The sequence below is a fragment of the Paraburkholderia sp. IMGN_8 genome (assembly GCF_038050405.1).
In the GTDB taxonomy this organism is placed as follows: Bacteria; Pseudomonadota; Gammaproteobacteria; order Burkholderiales; family Burkholderiaceae; genus Paraburkholderia.
Genome location: NZ_CP150900.1, coordinates 2,831,072 through 2,847,773, shown reverse-complemented (window position 1 = coordinate 2,847,773; position 16,702 = coordinate 2,831,072). Strand labels below are relative to the sequence as shown.

14 protein-coding genes are annotated in these 16,702 nt (G+C 63.0%); 7 read left to right on the top strand and 7 right to left on the bottom strand.

Annotation, left to right across the window (positions count from 1 at the left end):
* Positions 1-31: 31 nt before the first annotated feature.
* From WN982_RS13165 to WN982_RS13140, 6 genes are all read right to left on the bottom strand, one after another.
* Positions 32-1,333 carry an acetyl-CoA C-acetyltransferase gene (locus WN982_RS13165; RefSeq protein WP_341312426.1) on the bottom strand — a complete coding sequence of 434 codons (1,302 nt, stop codon included), beginning with the start codon at positions 1,331-1,333 and terminating at the stop codon, positions 32-34.
* Positions 1,334-1,523: 190 nt separating this feature from the next.
* Complete coding sequence (locus WN982_RS13160) at positions 1,524-2,435, bottom strand: MaoC/PaaZ C-terminal domain-containing protein (RefSeq protein ID WP_341312425.1); 912 nt, start codon at positions 2,433-2,435, stop codon at positions 1,524-1,526.
* 2 nt (positions 2,436-2,437) lie between these two features.
* Complete coding sequence (locus tag WN982_RS13155; protein ID WP_341312424.1) at positions 2,438-3,844, bottom strand: 3-oxoacyl-ACP reductase; 1,407 nt, start codon at positions 3,842-3,844, stop codon at positions 2,438-2,440.
* Between the two features lie 81 nt (positions 3,845-3,925).
* Positions 3,926-6,424: an acyl-CoA dehydrogenase gene (locus tag WN982_RS13150; protein ID WP_341312423.1), complete on the bottom strand. Its 2,499-nt coding sequence runs from the start codon at positions 6,422-6,424 to the stop codon at positions 3,926-3,928.
* Between the two features lie 398 nt (positions 6,425-6,822).
* Positions 6,823-7,689 carry a TetR/AcrR family transcriptional regulator gene (locus WN982_RS13145; RefSeq protein WP_341312422.1) on the bottom strand — a complete coding sequence of 289 codons (867 nt, stop codon included), beginning with the start codon at positions 7,687-7,689 and terminating at the stop codon, positions 6,823-6,825.
* A gap of 363 nt (positions 7,690-8,052) precedes the next feature.
* Positions 8,053-9,267, bottom strand: coding sequence for an MFS transporter (locus tag WN982_RS13140; RefSeq protein WP_341312421.1), 1,215 nt, complete (start codon positions 9,265-9,267; stop codon positions 8,053-8,055).
* 316 nt (positions 9,268-9,583) lie between these two features.
* Between WN982_RS13140 and WN982_RS13135 the strand changes: the two genes are divergently transcribed.
* On the top strand, positions 9,584-9,955 hold the full coding sequence (locus WN982_RS13135) for a response regulator (RefSeq protein ID WP_341312420.1): 372 nt from the start codon (positions 9,584-9,586) through the stop codon (positions 9,953-9,955).
* A gap of 257 nt (positions 9,956-10,212) precedes the next feature.
* Here WN982_RS13135 and WN982_RS13130 read toward each other — a convergent pair whose 3' ends face one another.
* A complete protein-coding gene (locus tag WN982_RS13130) occupies positions 10,213-10,455 on the bottom strand; it encodes a hypothetical protein (RefSeq protein ID WP_341312419.1) in 243 nt (80 codons plus the stop codon).
* A 415-nt stretch (positions 10,456-10,870) separates the two neighbouring features.
* Here WN982_RS13130 and WN982_RS13125 point away from each other — a divergent pair, with 415 nt between their 5' ends.
* Genes WN982_RS13125 through sufU form a run of 6 tightly spaced genes read left to right on the top strand, consistent with a single transcriptional unit; the run spans position 10,871 to position 16,699 of the window.
* Entirely contained in the window at positions 10,871-11,389 is a 519-nt protein-coding gene (locus WN982_RS13125; RefSeq protein WP_341312418.1) for an SUF system Fe-S cluster assembly regulator, read from the top strand.
* The gene (gene sufB / locus WN982_RS13120) at positions 11,386-12,834 is read left to right on the top strand and encodes a Fe-S cluster assembly protein SufB (protein ID WP_341312417.1); all 1,449 of its coding nucleotides are present in this window, start codon (positions 11,386-11,388) and stop codon (positions 12,832-12,834) included. Before WN982_RS13125 ends, sufB begins: the two co-directional genes overlap by 4 nt.
* Before the next feature lie 43 nt (positions 12,835-12,877).
* Positions 12,878-13,657 carry a Fe-S cluster assembly ATPase SufC gene (sufC, locus tag WN982_RS13115; protein WP_341312416.1) on the top strand — a complete coding sequence of 260 codons (780 nt, stop codon included), beginning with the start codon at positions 12,878-12,880 and terminating at the stop codon, positions 13,655-13,657.
* Entirely contained in the window at positions 13,657-15,000 is a 1,344-nt protein-coding gene (gene sufD / locus WN982_RS13110; protein WP_341312415.1) for a Fe-S cluster assembly protein SufD, read from the top strand. The genes sufC and sufD overlap by 1 nt, the downstream gene beginning before the upstream one ends.
* Entirely contained in the window at positions 14,997-16,250 is a 1,254-nt protein-coding gene (locus WN982_RS13105) for a cysteine desulfurase (RefSeq protein WP_341312414.1), read from the top strand. Before sufD ends, WN982_RS13105 begins: the two co-directional genes overlap by 4 nt.
* Entirely contained in the window at positions 16,247-16,699 is a 453-nt protein-coding gene (sufU, locus tag WN982_RS13100; protein WP_341312413.1) for a Fe-S cluster assembly sulfur transfer protein SufU, read from the top strand. The genes WN982_RS13105 and sufU overlap by 4 nt, the downstream gene beginning before the upstream one ends.
* The last annotated feature ends 3 nt before the right edge of the window (positions 16,700-16,702 follow it).

Genomic DNA, 16,702 nt, shown 5'->3' with positions numbered 1-16,702 from the left:
ATTGAATCGGTCAGTACGACACTGGTGCGCTTCAGCGCTCCAGAATCGCCACCACGCCCTGGCCGCCCGCCGCGCAGATCGAAATCAGCCCGCGCGCGGTGCCGGCCGGTTTGTCGAGTTGCGCGAGCATCTTCGCGAGGCCGGCGACGATTCGCCCGCCGGTTGCCGCAAACGGATGACCGGTGGCGAGCGAGCTGCCGTTCACGTTCAATTTTGCCCGATCGATCGGCCCGAGCGGGCCCGGCAAACCGAGTTGCGTGCGGCAGTACTCGTCATCCTGCCACGCCGCGAGCGTGCACAACACTTGTGCTGCGAATGCTTCGTGAATTTCGTACAGATCGAAGTCCTGCAGGCTCAGGCCGGCGCGCGCCAGCATGCGCGGCACCGCGTAGGCGGGCGCCATCAGCAGGCCTTCCTGCTTGTCGAAATAGTCGACCGCGGCGGTTTCGGACCAGCTCAAATACGCGAGCACGGGCAGGTCGTGTCTGGCCGCCCAGTCTTCGCTCGCGAGCAGCACTGCGGACGCGCCGTCGGTCAGCGGGGTCGAGTTGCCGGCCGTCAGCGTGCCGGCGTCGCGATCGAAGACCGGCTTCAGGCCGGAGAGTTTTTCGAGCGTCAGGTCGGCGCGCAGATTGTTGTCGCGCGCGAGGCCGCGGTACGGCGTCATCAGATCGTTGACGAAGCCGCGCGCGTACGCCTCGGTGAGCCTGCGGTGGCTCTCGTAGGCGAGCACGTCCTGCGCTTCGCGCGAGATGTTCCAGCGCTTGGCCATCAGCTCGCAATGCTCGCCCATCGAGAGTCCCGTGCGCGGCTCGCCATTGCGCGGCAGCAGCGGCTTGAAAAACATCGCGGGGCGCAGCTTGGTCAGCGCGCCGACGCGTTGCCCCGTGCTCTTGCCGCGATTCGCTTCGAGCAGGATTTTGCGCATCCGTTCGTTGACGCCGATCGGCGCGTCGGATGTCGTATCGACGCCGCCCGCGATCCCCACATCGATCTGTCCGAGCGCGATCTTGTTGGCGACGAGGATCGCCGCCTCGAGACCGGTGCCGCAAGCCTGTTGCACGTCGTACGCGGGCGTTTCCTTCGCGAGCGTGGTGGACAGCACCGATTCGCGCGTCAGATTGAAGTCGCGCGAATGCTTGATGACGGCGCCGGCGGCCACTTCGCCGAGCCGTTGGCCGTGCAGGTCGTAGCGATCGATCAGGCCTTGCAGCGTGAAAGTCAGCATGTCCTGATTCGACGCGGTCGCGTAGGCGGTGTTCGAGCGGGCAAACGGAATCCGGTTGCCGCCGATGATGGCGACGCGGCGCACGGCGGGCAGCGGGTTGGACATGCTCGGCTCCTTTGGGTCGTTCTCTGGTTATTGAACGGTGCGAATGACGATTACTTCGGGTTTGCGTTAGGGTCCGCGTTCGGGTCTATCTTCACTACACAACGAATTTCATGCGGCTGTCATTCCATGCTGTTACGAAGCAATCGCACGAAGCAATCGCACGAAGCAATCGCACGAAACAACGCGCACCTCATTGCAGCATCCACTGCATGCGGCCGCGCAAATGCGGTTTCTCTCCGGCGATATCGCGCACTTCCAGTTCGCGCTCGATCAGCGAAGGCGACGCGCTCCACAACGACGCCTCGCCCGGCAGCAGCATCGGCACTTTGAATTCCGCGCTGAGCGTGGCTTCGGCAAGCGGTTTCGGCGGTTGCAGCGCGGCGGCGGCGCGGGCCAGTGTCCACATGCCGTGTGCAATGGCGCGCGGAAAACCGAATGCTTTTGCGGACAATGCGGTCATGTGAATCGGGTTGTAGTCGCCGGACACGCGAGCGTAGTCGCGGCCCAGTTGCGGCGGCAATTGCCAGCGGGACAGACGTTGCAACGCAGCGTGCTCGAGTTCGAGCGCGCCAAGAGGATCGCCGCTTGCCGGCACGCCGCGCTTCAGATAGACGCTGTCGCCGTCCCACACGGCTTCGCCGCGCCGGTACAGACGCGAATGCAGCACGAACGCCTGGCCCTTGTCGTGACGCAGCAGCGCGCCGAACTCGACTTCGACGCGCAGCACGTCGTTATGCGCTATCGGCCGCCGCAGCCGCACATGATTGGCCAGATGCACGAGCCCGAGCGCCGGCCACGGAAACGCCGGGTCGGTCAGCATCAGCAGATGCAGCGGGAAGGCGAGCAGATGCGGAAAAGTGAGCGGCACGCCGTGCTCGGGAATGAAACCGCACACCCGTGCGTAATGCCCGATCGCCGCCGAATCGAGCGGCGCGGCGGGGCGCACCAGGCGCAGCGCCGGCAGATGCGTAGCGCGTCCGCGTTTGACGAGGCCGGACAACGCGCGCGCATACAGCTTTGCCGGGGCGGGCAGTTGCTCGATGACGACGGTTTTGGGTCGGACTGCATTCGCTGCGTGACCGCCACTATACGGCTCGCCCATGGTCACGCTCCAATCAGACTTTGCCCGCACACGCGCACGATCTGGCCAGTGACGCCCGCCGATCCGGGATGCGCGAGCCACGCGATGGTCTGCGCGACGTCGACCGGCAGGCCGCCCTGGCTCATCGAATTCATGCGGCGGCCGGCTTCGCGAATCGTCAGCGGAATCTTCGCGGTCATCTGCGTTTCGATGAAGCCCGGCGCGACCGCGTTGATCGTGATGCCGCGCTCGCGCAGATGCGGCGCCATGCTTTGCACGCGGCCGATCACACCGGCTTTCGAGGTCGCGTAATTGGTCTGCCCGAGATTGCCCGCGATGCCGCTGATCGACGACACGCCAATGATGCGTCCGCCGTCGCGCAGGATGCCGGCCGCGAGCAACGCATCGTCGATACGTTCCTGCGCGGACAGGTTGATGTCGATCACGCTGTGCCACGCGGCGTCGGCCATCTTTGCGATGGTTTTGTCCCTGGTGATGCCGGCGTTGTGCACGACGATATCGACGCCTTGCTCATCGAGCGCCGCGGCGATCTGCGCGGGCGCTTCGGGCGCGGCGACGTCGAAGGAGAGGGCGGTGCCGTTCAGTTGCCGCATCGTCGATTCGAGCGCGTCGCGCGCCGCTGGAATGTCGATGCCGATCACATGCGCGCCTTCGGCGGCCAGCACGCCCGCAATGGCCGCACCGATGCCGCGCGCCGCACCGGTGACGACTGCGCGGCGGCCGGCGAGCGGCTGCTTCCAGTCGAACGCCGGCGCTGCATCGCTGCCGGCGCCGATGCGCACCACCTGGCCCGATACATACGCCGAACGCGGCGACAGAAAGAACCGTAGCGTCGCTTCAATGCCGTTCTCGGCGCCTTGCTCGACATACACGAGATTCGCGGTAATGCCGCGCCGCGCTTCCTTGCCGAGAGAGCGCGTCAAGCCTTCGAGCGCGCGCTGCGCGGTCCACTGGCGCGGGCTCGCGCAGGCTTCCGGCGGCCGGCCGAGCACGACGATGCGGCCGCACTTGCCGAGCGAGCGCAACGTATCGTGAAAGAATCCGTGCAGCGCTTCGAGCTGGCTGCTGTCTTCGATACCGCTCGCGTCGAACAGCAGTGCGTTGAGCTTGCCGTGCGGGCCGGATTCGGCCGGCTCGAAGCGGCCGGTCATCAGGCCATGGCGATTCGCGAGCGGCACCCACAGTCCCGCGCTTTCGTGTGCGACGCTGGTCATACCGATACCGGCGACGAGGTTGGCGAGCGCGTCGAGCAGACGCGGTTCGCGGCCCGCGCCGATCGCCACCAGGCCGTCGAACTCGGGCTGGTCCGCACGATAGCGGCGCAGCACTTCGGGCTTCGGCAAGCCGAGCGAGCGCGCGAGGCGCGCGCCGAACGGCGAGTTGACGAAGTTCAGGTAAGAGTCGTTCATAGGGTCCGTTGCTCCGCTGGCCTCATCGGATGTGCGTCAGTGTGCATGCGTTGCGCGTTGCCGTGTGTTTTTTCTGGGCGTTCAGGCCGCAATCTGCAACGCCTTTTCGAGCGCCTCCTTGCGCTTTTGCAATCCGGCCAGCATGTCGAAGTCGGCCGGGAAATCGTCGACCTTCACGACTTCCGCGCCAAAGCGCGCGTAGTCCTCGAGAACGCGGCGGTCGTCGGCATCGATCAGGCCTTTCTGCTGCGCGGTGCTGGTCCACGCGGCCAGTTGCGGCAGGCTTTGCGGCATCGGCGGAAGCAGGCCCTGCTTGAGCGCGTCGCGCAGTTTCTGATCGATCTCGTTGAAGCGCGGGTTCAACTGGAACACCAGTTCGCCGTAGCCGAGCGCGTCGACATCCGGATGCGGCACATATGAGTCCGACACGAGACGATCGCGTGCCGCGCCCGGCGTTTGCATCAACTCGGCAATCTCGGTGCCGAGCTGGTCGGACGGCTCGCGATACGGCAGGCCGAACGGAAATGCGAGCACACGCACGAGGCGCGCGGCGAAGCGGTTCGGATAGTTGGCGAGCACACCGTCGATCGCCTGTTGCGCCTGGTACAGCGAATCTTCGACGCCCCAGCGCACCAGCGGCAGATCTTCTTCCTGACGGCCTTCGTCCTCGAAACGCTTGAGCGTCGCCGAGATCAGGTAGAGCTGCGACAGCACGTCGCCAAGACGCCCGGAAATGCGTTCGCGCCGTTTCAGATCGCCGCCGAGCACGAACATCGATACGTCGGCGAGCAAGGCGAAGGCCGTCGAGATGCGGGTCGCCGCGCGGTAGTACGGGAGCAGCGGCGCATGCGCCGTGCGTGGCTTGGCGATGAAAGCACCACCGGTCACGCCGTAGACGAAACTGCGCACCACGTTAGAGAGCGTGAAGCTCGCATGGCCGAAGAACGCCGCATCGAAATCGCGCAGTGCTTTGACGTGATCGGTTTCGCGCGTCGCGGCCATTTCCTTGAGCACATACGGATGGCAGCGAATCGCGCCCTGGCCGAAGATAATCAGGCAGCGCGTCAGAATGTTCGCGCCTTCCACCGTGATGGAGATCGGCACCTGCTGATAGGCGCGCGCGAGGAAGTTCGACGGTCCCATGCAGATGCCCTTGCCGGCGGCGATATCCATGCCGTCGTTGATGACCATGCGGGCGCGTTCGGTGACGTGATACTTCGCGATCGCCGAAATCACCGAGGGCTTTTCGCCGAGGTCCACCGCTTGCGCGGACAATCTGCGCGTGGCATCCATCACATACAGGTTGCCGCCCATGCGGCCGAGCGCTTCCTGCACGCCCTCGAACTTGCCGATGGCGGTGCGGAACTGGCGGCGTATCGCGGCGTACGCGCCGGTGCCGCGCACGGCGATCTTCGCCATGCCGACATTCGACGACGGCAGCGAAATCGCCCGGCCCGCCGCGAGGCATTCCATCAGCATGCGCCAGCCGTTGCCGACTTGCGCACGGCCGCCGATCACCCAGTCGAGTGGAATGAAGACGTCCTTGCCCGAGTTCGGGCCGTTCTGGAACACCGCATTGAGCGGCCAGTGACGGCGGCCGATGTTCACGCCTGGATGGTCGGTCGGAATCAGCGCGCAGGTAATACCGGGTTCTTCACTGGAGCCAAGCAGATGATCGGGATCCAGCGCGCGGAACGCGAGGCCGAGCACGGTCGCGATCGGGCCGAGTGTGATGTAGCGCTTGTCCCACGTGACGCGAAAGCCCAGCGTCTCGCGGCCTTCAAAAGTGCCTTTGCAGACGATGCCGACGTCCGGGATCGCCGCCGCATCGGAGCCGGCGTACGGGCTCGTCAACGCGAAGCAGGGGATTTCGTCGCCACGCGCAAGACGCGGCAGATAATGGTTTTTTTGCTCTTCGGTGCCGTAGTGCATCAGCAATTCGGCGGGCCCGAGCGAGTTCGGCACCATCACCGAAACGGCGGCGGCCGAACAGCGCGTCGCGAGCTTCATGATGACCTGCGAATGGGCGTACGCGGAGAACTGTTTGCCGCCGTATTGCTTCGGGATGATCATGCCGAGGAAGCCGTGCTCCTTGACGTACTGCCAGGTTTGCGGCGACAGGTCTTGCCACACCATGGTGGTTTCCCAATCGTTGGCGAGATCGCACAGATGCTGGCATTCCACGTCGAGAAACGATTGCTCTTCGGCGGTGAGGGTGGCCGGCCCGTAGCCGAGCAGCGTGTCCCAGTGCGGGCGGCCCGAAAACAGTTCGGCGTCCCACCAGACCGTGCCGGCTTCGATCGCGTCGCGCTCGGTCGGCGACATCTCCGGCAGGATCTTGCGGAAAATATCGAGCACCGGTTTCGTGAGCCACGCGCGGCGCAGCGGCTTGAGCGCCAGCAGCAGGGCGGGAAGGACGAACAGGACGACCAGAACCGTTGTCGCCACCGGGCCGGCCGCACCGCCGACATGCGCGGCTGCCACCCACACGATCATGAAGGCAAGCCACCATAAAGCGCGTGCCTGAACGTAGACGAGCGCAAGCGCGGCGATGATGAGCACAAGGATGAACCACGGCATGACGTTTCCTCCTGTTTCGATGGTGCGTGCGAACGCATCCACGGGGCGCGGACGGCTCGCGTTCTGTTGTTGATCTTTTACTGGCGGTTTAGCTGCATTCGCCGCGCGTCGGGGTCGCTTTCCAGTCGTGTTTGCGTGTCGTGTCTCTTGTTCGACAGCGCGGCGGCGCCTAGGTGCGGGACCTGGCGGCGCTGCTCAGATATGCGGCATTCATGATGTTCCGGTGCGTGCTTTGATGTTTATTTAGACGTGTACTCGGATGTGTATTCGCATTCGAGCGCGGCTGCCGTGGCGTCGACTCGCTTTGCCGCATGGCGCGAGCGCGTGTCCAGTTTGCGGGTGGCTTGTGTCCGGCTTGCATCTGGGCGGCCCATGACGGCGCCGCCGGGTAGCGGCACTTAAGCCGTGCCATGCAACGCGTGCTGAAATGAGCTCGCTTCGACACTGCCGCCGCGGTGTTCGCCGTCCGATTCGGGCGAGGCCGCCGCCGATCCGCTTGGAGCCGGCCGCGCGGCGGCCACTGCCGGGTTGGCGCATTCCGTCTGGTCTTGCTCTCCGCCATCGGTGGCGTCGCCCAGCACGGCGGCGAACGCGGCCAGCTGGGTGCCATCGGGCAGGGGCGCTTTGAGCGCGGCCACCATCAGCGAAGCGAGACGCGCGATCAGTTGCAGATCGTTCATCGACTTGCCCTGTGAGAACTCGGAAATCAGGCTGTCGGTATCGGTGCCGGCCAGCACGCCGGACAGCGCGCCGATTGCGAAGTGCAAACGCCAGCCGAGTTCTTCACGCGGCAGATGCGGCAGCGCGCGCTGAAACGCATCAAAAAAGCGCATAGCCACCGACTCGTAGTGCGCGTTCAGAAAGTCGCGAATGAACGATGACGGATCGGTATAAGCGCGCCCGAGCAGCCGCAGGAACGCCTTGCCACCCACGCGCGGATCGCGCGATAGCCGCAGCGCCGGAATGAACATCGCGCCGAGCACGTGCTCGCAGGTCAAACGCGCGCCGAGCATTTCATCGAAGCGATCGAGCAATTTGAGCCGTTCCTGGTTGAGCTGGTCGAGCCGGCGCGACAGCATCGAGTGAATCAGCGATTCCTTGCTGCCGAAGTGATAGTTGACCGCCGCGAGATTCACTTCGGCACGCGAAGTAATCTGGCGCAGCGACATGGCCTCATAGCCGCATTCGATGAACAGCGTTTCAGCGGCGTCGAGGATGCGGGACTTCGTGTCGCCGGCATGCCGGCCTGTTGTGCGAACTGCCATGTTGCGTCTCCCAGTTGCCGGGCATCCGGCCGCAAACAAGCGATTCAAATGAGTATTTGAAACAGCCGTTTTTTTCAGGATAAGAAGAATAGGGTGGGCGATCAAGGGTTCAGTGTCGATTAACTCCTCTAGAAGACCTGACGAGGGTCGGGCTGCGAACCCGCGTGCTACGTCGAAGCGCGCGGAAATAAAAAAGGCCGTTCCGATCGAAATCGGAACGGCCTCGTATGGCTTGTTGCTTGTGTTTGGCCCTGCGTTTGTTCTGCGTTTGTTCTTTTACAGCGTGGCGGTTCGAGCCGCCTTTGTGTCTATTGTGCCCGATAACGGGCTGGCGAAATAGCTGTTTAGTTCGAACGCTTAAAGCTACGCTACAACCTCTTTCGCCGATTGCGTCATATCGATGCCGCGGCGTTCGCGGCTGAACGGAATCAGCGCGGCGATCACCACCACCACGATGCCGATCACGACGGCCATCACCAGCGCGTAGTTGTTGCCATGCGCTTCGGCGGCGCTCGCCTGCAGCGGACCGTTGACCGACGCGATCAGGTTGCCGAGCTGATACACGAGGCCTGGGAACGTCGCGCGAATTTCATCGGGCGAAATTTCGTTCAGGTGCACCGGAATCACACCCCATGCACCCTGCACCGAAATCTGCATCAGGAAGGCGCCGGCCGCGAGCAGCACTGGGGTGCTCGAGAATGCCCACAGCGGCAGCACCGGCAGCGCGATCAGCGCGGCGATGAAGATGGCGCGCTTACGGCCGATCTTCTCCGACAGCGAGCCGAAGAACAGACCGCCGCAGATCGCGCCGACGTTCAGCGTGATCGTGATCCACGACACCGTATGCGCATCGAACTGGTGTTGAACGCGCAGGAAGGTCGGATACAGATCCTGCGAGCCGTGCGAGAAGAAGTTGAACGCCGTCATCAGGACGATTGCGTACAGCGACAGCCCGACATGCTGCTTCAACGTGGCGACAAGACCCAGATGTGCTTTCTTTTCGAGCGTTTTGAACGCCGGCGACTCCGGCACGTGCGCACGGATGTACAGCACGAGCAACGCGGGCAGCACGCCGACGAAGAACATGCCGCGCCAGCCGATGTACTCATAGAAGATGCCGAACACGACCGACGCGAGCAGATAGCCGCTCGGATAACCGGCCTGCAACAGACCCGATACGAAGCCGCGCGACTTCGGCGGCACGGTTTCCATCGTGAGCGCGCCGCCGACGCCCCATTCGCCACCCATCGCAATGCCGAACAGGGCACGCAGCACGAGCAGGGTGGTCAGATTCGGCGAAAAACCGGAGAGCAATTCCAGCAACGAGAAGCACGCGATGTTGACCATCAGCGTTGGACGGCGGCCGAATTTGTCGGCGAGCCAGCCGAAAATCAATGCGCCGACGGGACGCATCATCAGGGTGAGCATGATGCCGAAGGCGACCTCCGGGATGTTCGTATTGAACTCCGCCGCGATATCTTTCAATACGAATACCATCAGAAAGAAATCGAATGCGTCGAGTGTCCAGCCCAGATAGGCGGCGATCGTGACGTTTCTCTGTTCCCGAGTCCAGCTCATTGATTGTTCTCCTGAGTCTCCGATAACCCTCGTTTGACTACGGGCGGCCGCGCAGCTCCGTATGCCCCGTAGCATGGGGCTCGAACGAGTGTACGCCGAGTGTTAAGCGCTTGCATGAATGAACCGGTGTTTATCCGTGTTAATACCTGGAGTGAATTGCGTCACGAATCTTTATGCATGCAAGACGTCGGGTGAATGTAATTATTGTATTAATTGCGTTTGTCGAATTGCCGCGCGCGATGCCGGAATGCCTGTCGGGTACGCTTATTGCGCCGTTGGTTTATTGCCCTTTTGACTTGAACGCGCGGTACCCGAATTGCCGACGGTACTTCTAGTTGATGACGATCCGAATATTCTGCGCCCCCTTCGGCTATTGGTGGAGCGTGAGGGATATCGCGTGCTGACGGCGCAGAATGGCGAGGCGGCACAGGCCGTCGCTGTGATCGAGAACCCCAGTCTGATTGTGACCGACTGGATGATGCCGCACGTCGATGGCGTTGAACTGTGCCGGCGATTGAAGGGTGACAGTGCGACGGCCGGCATTCCGGTGATCATGCTGTCGGCCGCGCTGCCGCCTCATTCGCAAGAGCCGTTATGGGACGTACTCTTGTTGAAGCCTGCCCCGATAGCACGACTGATAGGGGCGATTCATAAGCTTCTCGACGGGGCTCTCCCGGACGCGCCATGACGCACGCGTGCGTGGTGAGCAGTGGGTATGCGGAACAACAGATCGTTCGCTGTGCCGCGATGGGTACCGCCAAAACCGCCGGCACCACCAGACGCAACGTGTTTCGGGACCGTGATTCAGGTCGTGCGCGGTTTCTGCAGAGGAATAGGCGAGGCGACGTGCGGCGGTCAGATTTCTTGTAGAAGAAGAGACACGCACGCCGCATTTTTTTACACTGCATTGCAATTTGTGCACGGCACAGTTCGCCGTCCAGGCAGTTATCCCCCGCGTACATAGTGGTCGGAGACCACGCGTCGTCGATGAATCCAGGCGATCGCCAGTTCGATTGCCTGATCCATCGCCTCCTGAGCCTGTCCGAAATCGCCGTCGACCCCGACTGTGCGTTCTTCTCCGTCCCGATCGACAATTGTCGCGGCGCCGGCAAATCGTCCACCCTTCGATGCGGTCACAACCGGATGGATGAGGCAACCGCCATATTCAATAGCGTTCCCATGTTGCATCGTGACCTCCTTCTACGGTACGCATTCATTTCCGAACCAGAAGCAGCACGCGCGCCACCCGCGTTTCGACTGGAAAAAGTCCGCGCTTCCAGCAACTCGGCGCGCGCTTCTGATCGTAGCGCTTATCACGTTCAACTACACGCTTTGCCTTGCAGGAGGCGTGCGTTCCGGGGCCCCGCGCGCACAAGACCCGAGCGACGGCAGGGTTATCCATATCGGCCTACACTGAATAGGAGTCGCCACTGATTCGCTGCACTACCGCCAACTAAAAACGATAAGAACCTGCGGGGTCGACGGCGGCACTTCCCGTGCGGACGAGAGGCGAAACCGGCACGCGCCGGCCAGTTCGCCATCCTCAATATGTTCGGGCGTAATCCGGACTGATCTGGTCCTGATTGTGAAGGAGGAATTCCAGATGCTGCGCATGACCAAACTGGCGGATTACGGCACGGTGATCATGACCGCAATGGCGCGGGATCCCGACGCCGTCCATAGTGCGAGCAGTATCGCGGCGGCGACGGGTATCGCGATGCCCACCGTGTCAAAGGTGCTGAAGGTGTTGACGCGGGGCGGCGTGGTGGTGTCGCTGCGCGGTGCGAACGGCGGTTATCTGCTGCCGCGGCCGCCGCAACGGATCACGCTGGCCCAGGTGATCGCCGCCGTCGACGGACCCATCGGCATGACCGAATGCAGCACGCTGCCCGGCCTCTGCATTCAGGAGGCGGCGTGTGCGGCGCGCGCCAACTGGCTGAAGGTTAACCGCCTGATCTACGAGGCGTTGCAGCAGGTCACGATGGCGGATATGGCGGGGCCGACCTTGCGCGCCGTGGATATCAGCGCGATTCGCGCGCGCAGCATTTCCCGTCAACGCGTCGGTGCGGCGCCTGCGGCGCGCAAGACGATTGATGGAGCGATTGACGGAGGCCACGCATGAGCGCATCCACAAACAGTTTCGACGAACTGATCGGTCGCGAATACCAGCATGGTTTCGTCACCGAACTGATGGCCGACGCGTTGCCGTGCGGACTGAGCGAGGACGTGATCCGGCTCATCTCGGCGAAGAAAAACGAGCCGGCGTTCATGCTCGAATGGCGGCTGACAGCCTATCGGCACTGGCTCACCATGACCGAGCCGCGTTGGGCGACGATCCAGCATCCGCCGATCGACTATCAGCGCATCGTCTACTATTCCGCGCCGATGACGCAGAAGAACGGTCCGAAGAGCCTCGATGAGGTCGATCCGGAGCTTCTGCGTACTTACGAGAAACTGGGTGTGCCGCTGGCCGAACGCGAACTTCTGGCGGGCGTGGCGGTGGATGCCGTATTCGACAGCGTCTCGGTGGCCACCACATTCCGCGAAAAGCTCGCGGAACTCGGCATCGTGTTCTGTTCGTTCTCGGATGCCGTGCAGCATCACCCCGAGCTGGTGCGGAAGTATCTCGGCTCGGTCGTGCCGTACACCGACAATTTCTTTGCCACGCTGAATTCCGCTGTGTTCAGCGACGGCTCGTTCTGCTACATCCCGCCGGGCGTGCGCTGCCCGATGGAACTGTCGACCTACTTCCGCATCAACGCGCAAAACACCGGCCAGTTCGAGCGCACGCTGATCATCGCGGATCAAGGCGCGTACGTGAGCTATCTGGAAGGCTGTACGGCGCCGATGCGCGACGAAAATCAGCTGCATGCGGCTGTCGTTGAGCTGATCGCGCTGGAAGGCGCACAGATCCGCTATTCGACCGTGCAGAACTGGTATCCGGGCGATGCGTCGGGCAAGGGCGGCATCTACAACTTCGTGACCAAGCGTGGCGACTGCCGCGAGGCGAATTCGAAGATTTCCTGGACTCAGGTGGAAACCGGCTCGGCGATCACCTGGAAGTACCCGAGCGTGATTCTGCGAGGCGATAACTCGATCGGCGAATTCCACTCGGTCGCGCTGACCAATCACTATCAACAGGCCGACACCGGCACGAAGATGATTCACCTCGGCCGCAATACGCGCAGCACGATCCTGTCGAAGGGCATTTCAGCGGGCCGCGGCAAGAACGCGTATCGCGGGCTCGTGAAGATCGGCCGCGCGGCGGAGGGCGCACGCAATTACACGCAGTGCGATTCGCTGTTGCTTGGCGCGCGGTGCAGCGCCCATACGTTTCCGTATATCGAAGTCAGAAACCCGACCGCGAAGGTCGAGCATGAAGCATCGACATCGCGCATCGGCGAAGACCAGATGTTCTATTGCCGGCAGCGGGGACTGTCTCCTGAAGACGCGGTGTCGATGATCGTCAATGGCTTCTGCAAGGAAGTTTTCAAGGAGCTGCCGATGGAATTCGCAGTCGAGGCGCAGAAGCTGCTGGGCGTCAGTCTGGAAGGCAGTGTGGGCTAATTCTTATCCATTTATCCACGGTGATTCGTGAGGTAGACGAACCATGCTTGAAATCAGCAACCTGCAGGTCGAAGTCGACGGCAAGCGGATTCTGCACGGCATCGATCTGAGCGTGAAGGCCGGCGAGGTGCACGCGATCATGGGGCCGAACGGCTCCGGCAAGAGCACGCTCGCTCAGGTGCTGGCGGGGCGCGAGGACTTTGTCGTCACGGGCGGCACGGTCTCGTACCTTGGGCACGATCTGCTGGCGCTCGCTCCCGAAGAACGCGCGCACGAGGGACTCTTTCTCGCGTTCCAGTATCCCGTCGAGATACCCGGTGTGAGCAACATTTATCTGCTGAAGGCCGCGTTGAACGCGCAGCGCCGGCATCGTGGCGAGCCCGAACTCGACGCAATGGAGTTTCTGCAACTGGTCAAGACCCGAATGACGCTGATGCAGATGGACGAGACGCTGTTGTATCGCGCGGTCAACGAAGGATTCTCCGGCGGAGAGAAAAAGCGCAACGAGATATTGCAGATGGTGGTGCTGGAACCCCGGCTCGCGATTCTCGACGAAACGGATTCCGGACTCGATATCGACGCCTTGCAGATCGTCGCGCGCGGCGTCAACAGCATGCGCGCGCCCGGACGGGCGATCGTACTGGTCACGCACTATCAACGGCTGCTGGATTACGTCGTGCCGGACCGCGTGCATGTGCTGGCGAACGGCCGCATCGTGAAGTCGGGGGCGCGTGAACTGGCCGTCGAGTTGGAGCGTACGGGCTATGGCTGGATCGAGAATGAGCCAATGCATCCAGCCGCTGGAGCAAATGCGGGGCTTTGATGAAAGACAAGTCGAGTGACCCTTTCCACCACGCGTTCAGACACGTCGCCGGAACCTTGCCCGGCGCGGAGTTGCCGTGGCTGCGTGCCGCGCGCCGCAGCGCCTTCGAGCAGTTCGACGTGCTCGGCTTGCCGACCACACGTCAGGAGGACTGGAAATACACGGACGTGTCGGCGATCGGCCGGCATGACTGGCATTTCGCGCCACAGCGTACCGGCAGCACCGGCCATATCGACGACAGCGAGATGCGTCGTATCGTCGATGAACTCGTGCTGGACCCGGCGGGCCATCGGCTGGTATTCGTGAATGGCCACTACGTGCCGCGGCGGTCGAAACTGAATGGCTTGCCGCATGGCGTATTTGTGGGCTCGCTCGCGCGGGCGTTGCGAGAAATGCCGCAACGGCTTGAAGCGGCAATGACGGCAAAAACCTATGCCGACGGTTTCGCAGCGTTGAACACTGCGTTTCTGGCCGATGGCTTTGCCGTCGTGCTGCCGCCTGGCGAAGTTATCGATCAGCCATTGGACATGCTGTTCCTGAGCGACGAACCCGGTCTGGCCGTGCAGCCTTTCAATGTCGTGCTGGCGGGTGCACGCTCGGGCTGCACGATTGTCGAGCACTTCGTCGGATTAGGCGACGATGCGTATTGGACCAATGCGGTCACTCGCATCGTTGAGGACGAACAGGCGGATGTGCAGCACTACCGGTTGCAGCAGGAAGGCCCCAAGGCTTTTCATATCGCGTCGGTCGTCGTCGCCCAGCAACGCGCCAGCTGTTTCGCATCGCATGCGTTCGCGTTCGGCGGCGCGCTGTCGCGCACGGGCATCGGTACTAGTCTGAACGCCGCCAACGCGCAAACCACGCTGAACGGTCTCTATTTCGTCGGCGGCCGGCAGCACGTCGATCACCACACGCGCATCGACCACGCCGACGTGCACGGTACGAGCCGCGAGTACTACCGCGGCGTGCTCGACGGCGCCGCGCACGGTGTGTTCAACGGGCGCGTCGTCGTGCATCCCGATGCGCAGCAAACCGACGCCCATCAGGCGAATCACAACCTGCTGCTGTCGCGCGACGCTGAAATCGACACGAAGCCACAGCTCGAGATCTACGCCGACGACGTGAAATGCACGCACGGCGCGACAGTCGGTCAGCTGGACGAAGATCAGTTGTTCTATCTGCGTGCGCGCGGCGTCGAGGAACGCATGGCGCGGGCGCTGCTGACCTATGCATTTGCGCGTGACGTTGTCGAACGTGTGCGCATCGATTCGCTGCGCGGCCGCCTCGAAAACGTGCTGCTCGCGCGCACCCCGGAAGGGGCGCGCATCAGGGAGTTGCTATGAAGCCGATTGAATCCATGCCGACGCCGGATCCCCGCAACGTCGCGCACTGGCGAGCTGATTTCCCGATTCTGGGCGAACGCGTGCATGGCCGGCCGCTGGTCTATCTCGACAACGGCGCCACGACGCAAAAGCCCGCGGAGGTTATCTACGCGGAAAACGCCTTTTACCGTCATGGCAACGCCAACGTGCACCGCGGCGTGCATCTGCTGTCGGTGCGCGCGACCGATGCATTTGAGGCGGCACGGGCGAAAATTGCACGTTTCATCAATGCAGAGCGCCCGGAGGAGATCGTGTTCGTGCGCGGCGCGACCGAGGCGATCAATCTGGTGGCCCAGAGCTACGCGCGACCGCGGCTCGAGTCCGGCGACGAAATCCTGATCAGCGCGATGGAGCACCATTCGAACATCGTGCCGTGGCAGATCGTCTGCGAGCAGACTGGCGCGGTGCTGAAAGTCGTGCCGATCGACGATGCGGGCGCGCTCGTTGTCGACGCGTACGAAAGCCTGCTGAGTAACCGTACGCGGCTGGTCGCGATCACACATCTGGCCAATGCGCTCGGCAGCATCAATCCGGTCGAGCACATCGTTGCCGCGGCGCACGCGAAGGGCGTGCCGGTGTTGCTGGACGGCGCACAGGCGATTTCGCATCTGCCCGTCGACGTGCGCGCGCTCGACTGCGATTTTTACGCGTTTTCCGGGCACAAGGTGTACGGGCCGACGGGAATCGGCGTGCTGTACGCCAGGGCCGCGCTGCTCGAGGCGATGCCGCCATGGCAGGGCGGCGGCGACATGATCCGCTCGGTGACGTTCGAGAAGACGGAATACAACGCGATTCCGTGGAAGTTCGAGGCGGGCACGCCGAACATTGCCGGCGCGATTGCACTCGGCGCGGCGCTCGATTATCTCGACGGGATCGGCATGGAAGTCATCGCCGCGCACGAGGCCAGCGTGCTCGCTTATGCGACGCACGCACTGCAGGCTATTCCGGGCCTGCGCCTCATTGGCACCGCGCGCGATAAAGCGAGCATCCTGTCGTTCGTGCTCGACGGCGTGCATGCGCACGATGTCGGCACGATTCTCGATCGTCACGGCGTCGCCGTGCGTGCGGGCCACCACTGCGCGATGCCGGTGATGCAGCGCTTCGGCGTACCGGCGACCGTGCGTGCGTCGTTAGGCCTTTACAACACGCGCGACGATATCGACGCGTTGATCGAAGGGCTCGACCATGTCGGGGAGGTATTCGGACGATGAACGATCTGAGCGAACTCTACCAGGAGGTCATCTTCGATCACTACCGGCGGCCGCGCAATCACGGCATGCTGGCCGGCGCGAACCGCAAGGCGGAGGGCTACAACCCGTTATGCGGCGACAAGGTGACGCTGTATCTGAAGATCGAGGACGGTATCGTCAAGGACGTGAGCTTCGAGGGCTCGGGATGTGCGATTGCCACCGCATCGGCATCGCTGATGACCGACGCGCTGAAAGGCAAAACGGAAGCTGAGGCGCAAGCGCTGTTCGGGCGCTTTCACGAGATGGTGACGGCATCCGGTCTGGTACCGGTGGGGGCGCCGGATCTGGGCAAGCTCGCGGCGCTGTCCGGCGTGCGTGAGTTTCCCGCGCGGGTGAAATGCGCGACGCTGGCGTGGCATACGCTGCATGCCGCGCTGCAAGGCGAGGATCGCCCCGTGTCGACAGAGTGAGGC